8 protein-coding genes are annotated in these 14,074 nt (G+C 42.6%); all 8 read left to right on the top strand.

What is annotated here, in order from left to right:
• Positions 1-135 precede the first annotated feature (135 nt).
• The 8 genes from A8709_RS31020 to A8709_RS30985 all read left to right on the top strand — a co-directional run bounded on the left by A8709_RS31020 (position 136) and on the right by A8709_RS30985 (position 13,990).
• Positions 136-1,098: an ABC transporter permease gene (locus tag A8709_RS31020; protein ID WP_065858525.1), complete on the top strand. Its 963-nt coding sequence runs from the start codon at positions 136-138 to the stop codon at positions 1,096-1,098.
• Positions 1,099-1,112: 14 nt separating this feature from the next.
• Entirely contained in the window at positions 1,113-1,997 is an 885-nt protein-coding gene (locus A8709_RS31015) for a carbohydrate ABC transporter permease (RefSeq protein ID WP_065858523.1), read from the top strand.
• A gap of 130 nt (positions 1,998-2,127) precedes the next feature.
• Positions 2,128-3,885, top strand: coding sequence for a sensor histidine kinase (locus A8709_RS31010; RefSeq protein WP_065858521.1), 1,758 nt, complete (start codon positions 2,128-2,130; stop codon positions 3,883-3,885).
• Positions 3,882-5,486 (top strand): response regulator transcription factor, encoded by a 1,605-nt coding sequence (locus tag A8709_RS31005; protein ID WP_065858520.1) that lies wholly within the window; start codon positions 3,882-3,884, stop codon positions 5,484-5,486. Before A8709_RS31010 ends, A8709_RS31005 begins: the two co-directional genes overlap by 4 nt.
• Before the next feature lie 102 nt (positions 5,487-5,588).
• Positions 5,589-7,133, top strand: a complete 1,545-nt coding sequence (locus A8709_RS31000; RefSeq protein ID WP_065858518.1) for an ABC transporter substrate-binding protein — start codon at positions 5,589-5,591, stop codon at positions 7,131-7,133.
• A 168-nt stretch (positions 7,134-7,301) separates the two neighbouring features.
• On the top strand, positions 7,302-8,855 hold the full coding sequence (locus A8709_RS30995) for a glycoside hydrolase family 43 protein (protein WP_084225647.1): 1,554 nt from the start codon (positions 7,302-7,304) through the stop codon (positions 8,853-8,855).
• Positions 8,856-8,873: 18 nt separating this feature from the next.
• Positions 8,874-11,687, top strand: coding sequence for a family 78 glycoside hydrolase catalytic domain (locus A8709_RS30990; protein WP_065858516.1), 2,814 nt, complete (start codon positions 8,874-8,876; stop codon positions 11,685-11,687).
• Complete coding sequence (locus A8709_RS30985) at positions 11,684-13,990, top strand: glycoside hydrolase family 2 protein (protein WP_065858514.1); 2,307 nt, start codon at positions 11,684-11,686, stop codon at positions 13,988-13,990. Before A8709_RS30990 ends, A8709_RS30985 begins: the two co-directional genes overlap by 4 nt.
• Positions 13,991-14,074: the final 84 nt, after the last annotated feature.

Here is a 14,074-nt window from a genome sequence, read left to right as displayed (position 1 = left end):
CAGTCTTTTTTTTCGAAGAAGAGAATGTCGTTAAAACGTTACTATGTGGTCGTTAGATTGTTAGATGGACGAGATCGTATCCCTTAAAATCAAGGTAAGACATTATAGAATAAGCGGAAAGGAAGGGTTTCTAAGATGGAAAAAGCATCGATAACTGTACCGCGGGCGGGTATCCAGTATAAGAAAAAAGAAAATCGGTTCCGTAAATACTTGCCACTCTTGAGCATGATGGCCCCTGGACTTCTGTACCTGTTGTTTAATAATTATATCCCGATGCTCGGGATCGTTATTGCTTTCAAAAAAATAAATTTTGCTAAAGGCATTTTTGAGAGTGACTGGATCGGATTTAAAAACTTTGAGTATCTCTTTAAGACATCGGACGCTTTCATCATTACTCGAAATACCATTCTCTACAATCTTTTGTTTATTGTTGTTGGGACCTTTCTATCCTTAGCCTGTGCAATCTTGTTGAACGAGATTAAAAACAAAGTCTTGCTTAAGTTTTATCAAAGCGTGATCACTTTACCGCATCTGATTTCCATGGTCATCGTCAGTTATTTAGTATATGCCCTCCTCAGTGCGGATACGGGATTCATGAATCACACTGTACTTCCTTGGTTTGGTATAAAGGATGGCGTTTCTTGGTACACCGAGGAAAAGTATTGGCCTTGGATTTTGACTTTGGTTCACTTCTGGAAAAGTGTTGGCTATTCGAGCATTGTTTTCTTTGCGGCATTGCTTGGGATCGATGAAGAGTATTATGAAGCCGCGAGACTCGATGGTGCAAGCCGATTACAGCAGATCCGCCATATCACCATACCTATTCTAATGCCAGTCATTATCATGTTGACGCTACTTAGTATTGGAAGAATTTTCTACTCTGATTTTGGCTTATTCTATCAGGTTCCTATGAATTCTGGCGCACTATTTAACACAACCGCTACGATCGATACGTATGTATTTAAGGGGTTAACGGGCAATGGTGATATTGGATTGTCCACGGCAGCAGGTGTGTATCAATCGATCGTTGGATTTGTACTTGTGATACTTGCAAACTATATGGTGCGACTGTACAGCAAAGATAGCGCATTGTTCTAAGGAGGTAACAGCACATGAGAAATGAAAGCAGAGGCTTGACGTGGTTAAGCCATAGTATGATGATCTTTTTCACAGTCGTATGTATTCTCCCGTTCATATTACTAATTTCCGCTTCACTTACGGATCAGAATGACATTATAGCTCACGGTTATTCCTTCATCCCACATACGTTTAGCATGGCTGCTTATAAGTATTTATACGAAAGAGGGGGGGACATTGCTCGAGCTTACGGAGTAACCGTCTTCGTTACGGTAGTCGGAACGGTACTAGGGGTAGCCATAACGGCACTTCTGGCTTACCCGTTATCTAGAAGCGTTACACCCTATCGCAATTTGATTATGTTTATCGTTTTCTTCACGATGCTATTCAATGGGGGATTGGTTCCGTCCTACTTAGTGTATACACAAATCTTCCATATCAAAAATACGATCTGGTCCTTGATTGTACCAGGGCTCTTGATGAACGGATTTTACGTGATGTTGATGAGAACCTTCTTTCAATCGACGATTCCTGGTGCATTAATCGAATCCGCACAAATAGACGGAGCTGGAGAGTATAGGACCTTCTGGTCTATCGTACTACCGCTTTCAACCCCCATATTAGCGACGATCGGTCTCTTTGAATGTATCATGTACTGGAATGATTGGCAGCTGGGCATGATTTATATTACCAATCCCAAACTTTTCAGTATTCAAAATCTGCTTAATCGAATCATGCAAGATATTCAATTCATTACGACGAATATGACGAACAATACAGGCGATGCTATGCAACAAATGCCTACAGATTCTGTGAAAATGGCCATTGCTGTCATTGGGGTTCTTCCGATCTTGGTGGCGTACCCATTCTTCCAAAAATATTTTATCAAAGGAATTATGATTGGTGCTGTAAAAGGATAAGGTGTTGACTGGATATCCCATATACGTTAACGCCACAACTTACTTACTATGGTTGTGGCGTTGCCAGTTCTTATAAGAGTATGATAAATTTGAAATTTAAATTTAAGTAACAAAAGGAGCCGAAACGATCATGAATACTCCTGTAGGGTACTGGAGACGAACCTCATTGCGGGCCAAATTAATTATCAGTGTGCTCATAATGACGATACCGCTGGTGGGGATGCTTTTATACAACAACTACTACGCTATTCATGTCGTTCGCGACCAGGTTGCGGATTCTTATAAGAACATGTTGAATTTGTACACGAATCAGAGTGATTCTAAATTAGACGACATCGACTCTTATATGCGTACAGTGGCTGGTACAGGTTATGATCTGTTGTCACTTAGCCAGGAAGCAACGGAAGGTGGGTATTACAGCGCTAAAATATATTTGTTTAACAAGTTAAATAATGATATTAACTTGTACGACCCGGTTAGTTCTTTTTTTGTATATACAGATCACAGGCAAGATTTTTTTAACATTTCTAAGAATAATCCTACTGCCATTAAAGAAAATGAGATAATTCAAAATTATATGATTGATTACATTCATTCTGAGCTGTTTTCGACGGGGAGTTCCTCCAAGGTTTGGAAATTCGTCAGGATTAACCAAGAAAATTACCTCATTGATATTGTGCGATCTGGGGATGCCTATCTTGGAACCTTAATAAGTACTGACGAATTAGTAAAGCCCTTGCGTTCTCTTCAGATTGGGGAAGAGGGAGAGGTTTTGTTAGCTAACAGGCAAGGCGAACCTATATCAACTTCAAAACTGGTAAACGAATACGGGATTGAACTTCAACAGAAAATAAACGAGTATTATATTTCAGGCACGAATAAAAAGTTTCTTGTAGTTGGAGCCCCTTCTCAACGAGGAGACTTCAGTTTGAATGCATTGATTCCAGATCAATATATATTAGCGAATCTCCCTTATTTGCAGTCGATTGTTTGGTTTATTACGATCGCTGCCTTCCTCTTTATCCCTATGGGTTTGTATGCTATGAGACAATCTGTTTTGGTGCCACTCTATCGTTTACTGCGCACAATGAAGAAGGTACGAGAAGGAGATTGGAGCAGCAGAGTTGAGCTTAGCAATACTTCGGGGGAATTTCAACTGATGGGTATTGCATTTAATGCCATGATGTCCGAAGTTGAACGGCTCCGTATTAACGTTTACGAGGAACAGTTAAATAAGCAAAAAGAGGAATTACAAAGGCTGCAGCTGCAAGTCAATCCTCATTTTTTCTTGAATACACTTAATATCATTTATAATCTGGCCAAAATAAAGAATTATGATTTGATCTTGGAAATGACCATGTCTTTAATCGAATATTTTCGATTTATGTTCCGGAGCAATACCTCTTTTGTACCGCTCAAAGATGAACTTGAACATACGCTTAATTATTTGAAGATCCAGAACTTGCGTTTTCCGGATAAATTGAAATGGACGATCCACTCGCCAGATTATTTGTTAGATGTCCCCATCCCACCACTCGTCATTCAATCCTTTGTCGAGAATTCAATAAAGCATGCCGTTACGTTAGATGAACCGCTCACCATTAATGTTCAGATCGAATTCCTAATTGAAGAGCATGGTTCCAGAATGAAAATTAGCATACGGGATACAGGACCTGGATATAAGAACGACATACTCGAAAAATTACAGGCAGGCAGAAGTGTGGAGAACGAACGGGGTGAGCATACTGGGATTTGGAATGTGGAACGGCGATTACGACTCTTGTACGGTGAAGTCGCATCTATTGTATATGAGAATGATAAAGATGCTCATGGAGCAAAAATAGAAATGATTATTCCTACAAATCCAGGATTGGAGGAAACCAGATGAGTTATCATCTTCTCATAGTTGACGACGAAGTTCTTGCCATTGAAGGGGTTAAATCCGATCTCGATCTGAATAAATTAGGCATCAACAGATTGCACACAGCCATTAATGTCAGACAAGCGAAAGAGTTATTCGAAAAGGAAAGAGTCGACATTCTTTTGTGTGATATCGAAATGCCCCAAGGCAGCGGCTTTGATTTGCTGACTTGGGTAAGAGAGTATTATCCGAATACAGTGACGATCTTCTTTACAAGTCATGCTGATTTTAAATACGCCAAAGAAGCCCTTCAACTTGGTAGTATTGATTATTTACTTAAGCCCGTTCGTTCTGTAGACTTGGAAAATGCCATTAGAAAGGCACAGGCTCTTATTAATCGAAACAGTGAATTCAATAGAAACAGTCAATCTCACCAACTATGGCTCAAGCATCATTCCTTTATTATTGAAAGGTTTTGGGTGGACTTAATCAACCATTCAATACCTAGCCAACCTTCTTCGATACATGATCAAGTGGAATTGCATCACATTCCTATAACAGAAGAATCGGTCTTTCTCCCTATTCTTATTTCAGTCCAAAAGTGGAAGAAAGAGTTAAATCGTAGAGATGAGAAAATTCTAGAGTATGCCCTTAAAAATTCAGCCGAAGAAATGATAATCAGTGACGGTTCAAATGGCATATGTTTTCACTTGGATCGTGGAATGCTCTTGTTGATCATGGTCGCAAATAGGGGGACAAATTGGGAATACGAACGACTATCCCAAGCTTGTGAACAATATATCGTTTCGTGTAACGATTATTTTTACTGTGATCTCTCTTGTTATTTTGGACTCTCCGTTGAAGCATATGAAATGGCTGGTATGGTAGCAGAACTAAGAAGACAAGATAGGAATAATGTTGCCTTCGTGAACCAAGTCTATCTTCAGAATGATAATGGTACTTATAGGCCTCATGCAAAACTGCCACCATTGGGTGTAGTTGCCTCACTTATGAAAACAGCGACAAAGGATGCAGTCGTTCATGAAGTGGAAACGATTTTGGACAGTCTTGTCAACAGCGAGGGAATGAATGCTGATATTTTGCATCAATTCAATCAAAATTTCACACAAGTCGTATACTCCTTTCTGAACTTGAAAGGTATTGAAGCCAATCAATTATTTGGTGATGAAGAATCAAGACAAATCTCGGAATCGGCGGGTCGGTCCGTCATGGATATGCTGATATGGGCTCGTCATGCCGTTAACAAAGCGATGATCCATGCAGAAGCGATCAAAGAGACAGAGAAGATAGTCCAGATTGTTAAGATTTTTATCTCACAAAACCTGGATCAAGATATGACACGTGAGATGATCGCAGACCAAGTCTATCTACATCCCGATTATTTAACTAGAATTTTTAAAAAAGAGACGGGTTATGTTTTATCTGATTATATTGTGATTGAAAAGGTCAAAGTGGCCAAAGAGTTATTGACACATACAGATCGTCCTGTAAGCGTAATTGCATCGACGTTGGGTTACACGAATTTCTCCTATTTCACCAAGCTATTTAAAAAGCATGTTGGGTTAGGGCCAATGGAATATAGGGGTCAAAATAACAAAGATCAATAAGTCGTGAAAACGCTATTATGATGTCGTTTGAGTGTTAGTCGCCCTCTTCATTGAAGGCTATGATGAAGGTGTAAATGATTCATACTTTTGGGGGGATACGATATGAAAAGGAAATTGAAGTTGGCGACATGGTCGCTTGTCACAGTTATGTTAACGGGAATGATTGCTGGATGCTCATCTTCGAAAACGGAAGAAAGTAATGGTGCTACTGCATCTACATCTACAACGCCAGCTCCTAGTACCACTCCGAGCAATGTGACGAAAGATCCTTATGAGATCGCAATTGCTATTCCGGCATTCGGAGCGGTACCTAAAGATATCCAATTGGTGCAAGATGAAATTAACAAAATTACGAAGGCCAAAATCAATGCAACAGTTAAAATCTTACCTATTAGTATCGGGGCTTGGTCACAACAAATGAATTTAATGACTTCTGGTCGTGAGAAACTAGATTTGTTCTTTGAATTTGGGCAAGGTTACAGCTCTGATGTGGCCACAGGAAAAATAGTTGCGCTCGATAATTTGCTCGATAAGTATGGCGCTGGTATTAAAAAGCAGATCGATTCCGTTTATCTAAACAGTGCAAAAATTGAAGGGAAGACGTACGGTGTTCCTGTCTATAAGGATTACACAACAGGGGTTCCTGGGGTCCTAATGCGCAAAGATTTAGTGGATAAGTACAAAATTAATGTGGCATCCATTAAGACGATTGATGACCTTGATCAAGTGTACAAGACAATCAAGGATAATGAGCCAACCATTGCTCCACTAGGTGCCGGCTTATCCATGCCGTCGGATTTCTATGTTTGGTACGATAAGCTAGGTGATCGTTTGGGCGTGTTACCTGGATATGATAATGGTCTGAAGGTCGTAAACTTGTTTGAGACCAAAGAGTATGAGGATTATTTGAACAAGGTTCATAGCTGGGCGAAGGCAGGATTCATCAATAAGGATGCCGCGACAACACAAGCTAACGGTTCTGATTTGTTGAAAGCGGACAAGGCATTTTCATATTTCATCGGACTAAGACCTGGCAACTTGGAATCGGAAACACGAGCAAATGGTAAAGAACTTGTATTTGCCCCGTTAATGCCTAATATTTATGCGACTACATCCACTACGCAATCGGGATTGTGGACGGTTTCGGCTAACTCTACCAACCCAGAACGTGTCATGATGCTCATGAATTTAATGTACACAGATAAGGATCTTGCTAATCTGTTTGTATACGGTATTGAAGGTAAGCACTACGTGAAGACTTCTGATACTGCAATTGATTACCCGCAAGGCGTAGATGCGAAAACCGTTGGATATTCGATTCAAAGCTGGATATACGCGAATCCATCTCTCGCTTATCTGATGAAGTCAGATTTGCAGGACATGTGGAAATTGACAGCAGAGGCTAATCAAAAAGCAATTAAATCCAAAGCAATCGGCTTCACATTCAATTCAGAGCCTGTCAAAAATGAGGTTATTGCGCTGAAAAATGTCACAGATCAATATGCAAAGGGCTTGGAGTCAGGATTACTGGATCCATCGGATAAATTATCCGACTTCAGAGCTAAGTTGAAGGCTGCAGGTATCGATAAAGTGATCGCGGAGAAGCAAAAACAGCTTGACGCTTGGGCGGCAGTAAACAAAAAATAAGAACTTTAAAAACCAGGTTTCCATTATTATGGGCCTGGTTTTTTCATTGTCTTTTTAAGCTAAAAGGATGTCGGTAAAACACTATTTATAAGTCGTGAGAGTGTTAGTGAGTGATTTTAATTGACTTTATGATGGTAGAAGAACTTTAAACAAAGAAAGGGCGATAGCATGATTAATTCGACTATTCAATATTCAAACCCCGTTATCCCAGGCTTCCATCCAGACCCAAGTGTTTGTCGTGTAGGGGAAGACTTTTATCTTGTTACAAGTTCCTTTGAATACTTCCCGGGAGTACCGATCTTTCATAGTCAAGATCTCGTTCATTGGAAGCAGATTGGACATTGCCTCACCCGCCAGAGCCAGCTGGATCTGGAAGGCTGCAGAAGCTCGATGGGTATCTATGCGCCAACCATTCGCTTCCATAACGGCCGTTTCTATATGATTACAACGAATGTTAAAATGTTTCGCAATTTCTACGTATGGGCTGAGAGCCCTGAAGGGCCATGGTCTGAACCGATATGGCCAGAGTGGCCCAGTGTGGATCCGTCTCTGTTTTTTGATGAAGATGGGCGTGTTTACATTACAGGTACTGGTGGATTTTTTGGAGATGAACCCAAGGGGATTTATCAAGCGGAAATCGACATCGCGTCAGGTAAGCTGGTATCCGAACGTCGTCTAGTTTGGCAGGGCACTGGTGGTAAATCAGCGGAAGGCCCTCACCTGTATCGGGTGAATGGGCAGTATTATTTGATGATTGCAGAGGGAGGAACCGAGTACGGCCATATGGTGACGATCGCAAGGAGCGCTTTACCATACGGGCCGTTCGAAAGCAATCCTGCCAATCCGATCCTAAGCCACCGGAGTACGGGAAGTTCCATTCAAGCGACAGGTCATGCGGATCTTGTCCAGTTGGAGGATGGAAGTTGGTGGGCGGTTTTCCTGGGCATTCGTCCTGTATCCGTTCCATTTAGCGGAAGGCATCACCATCTGGGACGAGAAACGTTCCTTGCTCCAGTTACATGGTCAGCGGATGGCTGGCCGGTGATCGGAGATAATGGCAAGATTGCTGAGAAGATGGACGTTGGAACACTCCCAATCGCACTCGATGAAACGGCAACGCCAGACGTTGGTGATTTTAATGCCAACCAGCTGGGGCTGGAGTGGAATTTTTTAAGAAATCCACGTGACGAGGATTGGTCTCTTGAATCGCGGCCGGGTTGGTTGACGCTTCATGGTTCAGAAGTGACCCTGAATGATACGGGTTCTCCCGCATTCGTTGGGCGGAGACAGCAGCATTTCAAGTGCAGCGTTGCTACGCTCCTGTCATTTGATCCCGTTCATGAAGGCGAGGAAGCGGGACTTACCGTGTTTATGAACAATCGCTTTCATTATGAGATCGCGCTGACTCGTGGCGGGGATGGAGGGCGCAAAGTCATATTCCGTAGGCGAATTGGCTCGTTATGGAGAGTGGAGCTGGAAGAGGCTTATGAAGGCAACGACATCATCCTCGGTTTGGATGCAGAGCCTGCTCAGTATACCTTCTTTTTCGCGGCACCGAATGGAGAACGTAAATCCTTTGGTTCGGGGGAGTGCTCGCTCCTTTCCACAGAAGTGGCCGGTGGTTTTACAGGTGTGTATTTGGGCTTGTATGCGACTGGTAATGGCAAACGTTGCGAAGCACCAGCGTCATTCAATTGGTTTCAATATAAACATAATTCGTAGCTAAAGGAGGTCTCTGACATGTTGGAAGTCAAAGCATTGCGAACGGAATATTTGGAAAATCCATTGGGACTGGATGCCAAAAAGCCTCGTCTCGGCTGGAAACTCCGTAGTGACGGCAGGAACGTTTTACAAACCGCCTATCAAGTTCAAGCTTCAGCAAGCGAGAGCTTCATTGATCTGATGTGGGACAGTGGCAAGGTGGATACGAGCCAATCGCAGGGTATTTTGTATGAAGGTCCGGAATTAAGATCACTTGAGCGCGTGTATTGGCGAGTTAAGGTTTGGAGCAATCAGGGAGTAGAGTCATCCTTTAGTAGTTCTGTATTTTTTGAAACAGGGATGTTGCAGACTTCAGATTGGGTAGCTCATTGGATTGAACCGGAATCAGAAGTCGACATATCCGCGTATAAACCTTCTCCCTATATTCGTAAAGAATTCACTGTAAAAAAGGGTCTTGTATCAGCTAGAGCCTGCCTTACTGCGAAGGGGTTATACCGTTTTTATCTGAACGGAATTGAAGGGACGGATCATCTGTTCACGCCAGGGTTCACTTCGTATCATCAACGCTTGCAATATCAGGTTTACGATGTAACGCCATTGTTGCAAGAAGGCTCAAATGCACTAGGTGTCATCCTCGGAGATGGTTGGTGGAGAGGAGCTACAGGCGGAGCAAGTCTCATGAACAATTTTGGCTATAAAGTAGCTTTCTTAGGGCAATTCGTATTGAACTACGAGGATGGCAGCCGTGAAATCATCGGCAGTGACGACTCTTTTAGAACTTCTAGCGGTCCATTGCTGAAATCGGATATGAAAGCCGGTGATGTGTATGACGCTAGAATCAACATCGAGGGGTGGAACCAGCCGTCGTACGACGACTCCACATGGGAGCCAGTCCAGTTCAAAGCTGATGGATTCGACAATTTGATCGCTACCCGAAGTGTCCCGGTAAGAGCGAAGGAAAGATTTACTCCTAAAGTGATGCGCACGCCAAATGGAGAGACGATTCTCGATTTAGGTCAAAATATTGCTGGGTGGGTAGAAATGAACGTTCAAGGTGATGCAGGGACTGAGATTGTACTTATCCATGGAGAAGCCTTAGATCAGCAAGGAAACTTCACCCTACAAAATCTATCAGAACATGGAACATTGGAGGATTTCCAAGAGGTTCATTACATTACAGCTGGTGATGGTGTAGAGAGTTATAGTCCACGTTTTTCAATTTTTGGTTTCCGTTATGTACTCGTCAAGAATTATCCGGGAGAAATCACACCTGAGAATTTTACAGCTGTGGCGGTGTACTCCGACTCAGACGAAACGGGAGATTTCACTTGTTCGAATCCGTTAATTACGCAGTTAGTATCTAACTCCAAATGGAGCCAGAAGGGCAACTTCATGGAGGTGCCTACAGATTGCCCAACACGGGAAAGAGCGGGATGGACAGGGGACGCACAAGTATTCGCTAGAACGGCGTCAGATTTCATGCATGTGTACCCTTTCTTTGAAAAATGGATGGCTGACGTGGCTGCAGAACAATTTGCTGACGGATCAGTCGGCAGCACAGTACCAACCGTTATAGGGCATCACAGCATGGAGGAATGGCAAAGATTTATGGAGCACAATAACAACCCGATGGTCGCCATGCGCAGGCCGAAACCGGGTACAGCCAGTATTCTTGACGGTTCCGCAGGTTGGGGCGATGCGGCGGTTATCATTCCATGGACGATGTATCTTTGTTATGGAGACAAAACTATCTTAGAGAGGCAGTTTAATTCCGCCAAAGCGTGGGTCGATTACATGGCTGCATGTGCGAAGAATGCAAATGAGCTATTCCAGGATTCGCCTGCTTATCACCATTTTACGGATGGGGAACGTGACGCTGATTACATTTGGGATACGAAGTTCCATTGGGGAGAGTGGCTTGAAACAGACACGGAAATGAGAGATCTCATGGCCGTACTCACTAAAACCAAAGGAAATCATCCAGATGTATCTACCGCGTATTTCGCGTATTCGACTCGTTTGTTGGTTGAAATGGCAGCTGTGCTCGAGAGGACAGAGGATGAAGCCAAGTACCAAGCGCTGTATGAGAAAATTAAACGCGTATACAACCAGTATTTTATTAGGGATGATGGCTCCATCTTAGAAGGCAGACAGGCACCGAATGTCCGTACACTTGCTTTTGACTTAGCCTCTGAGGATAAGAAACAAGCTGTTGCTGACAAGCTTGCACAGTTGGTTGTGGAACAGGACTATCATTTGAACACAGGTTTTCTTTCAACACCGTTCATTCTTCAAGTGCTGGCGGATTACGGTCACGCAGATGTCGCTTTCCGGTTGTTAGAGCAGGATACGTGCCCTTCATGGCTGTATGCCGTCAGCAACGGAGCAACGACGATTTGGGAGAGTTGGAAAGGTATAAAGCCTGATGGCGAATTGTCAGGGTCACTCAATCACTATTCCTATGGTGCTGTGTGCAACTTCCTCTTTGCAGGTATAGCGGGTATTCGTCCTGTCTGGGAGACGCCTGGTTACAAACATTTTATATTGAAGCCTTTGGTTGGTGGAACACTGACCCATGCATCGGCTACGTATGAGTCTCCATATGGCACGATTACATCGATATGGGAAAGAATGGATCATGGCATAGTGTATCAGTTTGAGGTCCCGACGAATACGACGGCGACGATCATGCTTGCAGGCAATGAAGAAGATCTCAAAGGTGTATCAGGTGGTTACCCAGATGCTCACTACGAAGATGGACGTATTGTTGTTACGGTGGGAAGCGGCAAATATCAGTTTACAATTCAAGTAGGGAGTGTGGCTGCACAATGAGAAAAACGATTGGGTTCAATAATACTTGGAAATTTATTCGGCAGAACATAGAGCATGCTGAAAGTGTAGAGTTCACACATGAGAATTGGCAAAGTATAACTATTCCTCATACATGGAATTCCGTGGACGGCGCAAATGGCTACGAATATCACCAAGGTGCCTGCTGGTATAGAAAGACTTTTACGGTTGAGCCCGCTTATGAAGGAAATAGACTTTTTATTGAGTTCCAAGGCTCGAACAGCATCACGGATGTCTATGTGAACGGCCAACATTTGGGCCAGCATAAAGGTGGATATTCCATCTTCAGGTTCGACGTAACAGATGTCGTTAAATATGGTACTGCTAATGTACTTGCTGTAAAAGTGGACAATACCGTTGTTGATGATGTTTATCCGCAGAAAGCAGACTTTACGTTCTACGGCGGGATTTACCGTGATGTGAACATGGTTGTTACTTCTCCTGTTCATTTTGACTTAATGGATCAAGGTTCACAGGGTGTTTATATTGTTCAGGAAGAAGTAACGCAAGAAAGAGCCAAACTGAACATTAAATCTATCCTTGTGAATGATGGTAAGGAAGAGAAAAAGATTAATCTTTGGGTCGAAATTGTGGATGCCGACAAGCAAGTTGCCACTTATGCCACGAAGGAAGTTGTGCTCGCTGCAGGAGAAACACAAACCGTAGAACTGCCTTGCGTCATTGATAACCCAACACTATGGCAGGGGCGAAAAAATCCGTATATGTACAGTGCCAACCTATCCTTGATTAGCTTTAATGACACGATTGATGCGTTGTCGATCCCTTTTGGCGTCAGATACTTCCATGTGAATCCTGAAAAAGGCTTCTACTTAAACGGTGAGCATCTGACTTTGAACGGTGTATCCAGACACCAAGACAGGAAGGATATGGGCTGGGCTATTTCGGAACAAGAGCAAGTCGAAGACATGGGCTACATTCGAGAAATCGGTGCCTCATCCATCCGGTTAGCCCACTACCAGCACAGTCAATTCTTTTATGATTTGTGTGATCAAGAAGGCATGGTCGTTTGGGCAGAAATCCCATTCATTTCGATTATGTCACAGAATGAATTGGAAGGAATGAATGCGAAGCAGCAAATGGTTGAGTTGGTCAGACAGAACTTTAATCATCCTTCGATCATCTTCTGGGGGATTCAAAACGAAATTCAAATCGGCGGTGAAAGACCAGAGGTTAGAAGACTCGTTAGAGAGCTGAATGCATTGACGAAAAAGGAAGACCCTACAAGGCTAACGACGATGGCCAATGTGCTATTTGTTAATGAGGAAGATGAATACAACCGGATAACGGATGTGATTGGTTACAACAAATATTATGGTTGGTATCATGGGAAGACTGAGGATTTTGCTCCTTGGCTGGACAAGTTCCACCGTATCAACCCCGATGTACCGTTGTGTATTTCCGAATATGGGGCAGAAGGTATTGTCCAATATCATAGTTCTGATCCAAAGGTAAAAGATTATACGGAAGAATATCATGCCCTGTTTCATGAAAAGGTTTGGAAGACTTTCTCGGAAAGACCTTATCTTTGGGCGACGTATGTATGGAACATGTTTGATTTCGGAGCAAATATCAGAGATGAAGGCGGAGTCCAGGGAAGAAACAACAAGGGACTAGTCTCCTATGACAGAAAGATCAAGAAAGATGCCTTTTATATGTATAAAGCGCATTGGTCTGAGGAAAAATTTGTTCATATCACCAGTAAGCGCTTTGTTGATAGAGCAGAGGGCAGCATTACAGTTAAGGTGTATTCAAACTGCGATAACGTATTGCTATACGTAAATGGAAGTGAATTTCAACATAAAACCAGTGCGGATAAGGTTTTCATTTTTGATAATGTTTGCCTAGTTGATGGCATAAATGAAATACGTGCAGTAGCCACAGGGGATAGTGCTCAATACGTAGATATTGCTAAATTTAATAAGGTTAAAGAACCCAATCCAAGTTATGAAGCTCCCATAGAAGAAAAAGGTGGGGAAGTTACGAACTGGTTCCAAATGCCTGACTTGGACGGAGAAATCGAGGAATTACAATTTACGGATGATGTTTACTCTACACGTTGCACGTTTAAAGAGCTTTTTGAGAATGAAGATGCGGCAGCAGTGTTAAATAAATATCTAGGAGAAGGTTTTAGAGCGCAACCAACGTATAGCATGACGCAAGGATTTAAGATTGATATGCTGGCTGAAATGGCACCCGACCACTTCACTGATAAGTTAATATATGCACTAAATAGAGAGCTTACAAAGATTAAAAAGAACAAGTAATATCTTACGAAAAAAAGTCGGTGACTCCGGCTTTTTTCGCATTTTCACCATAAGTAAGTACAATGTTGGGCTGAAGACCTCGCA

The organism is Paenibacillus pectinilyticus (assembly GCF_001700435.1).
GTDB classification, from domain to species: Bacteria; Bacillota; Bacilli; order Paenibacillales; family NBRC-103111; genus Paenibacillus_E; species Paenibacillus_E pectinilyticus.
The sequence above is the reverse complement of the archived record's forward strand: the minus strand, read 5'-3'. Positions and strand labels throughout refer to the sequence as shown.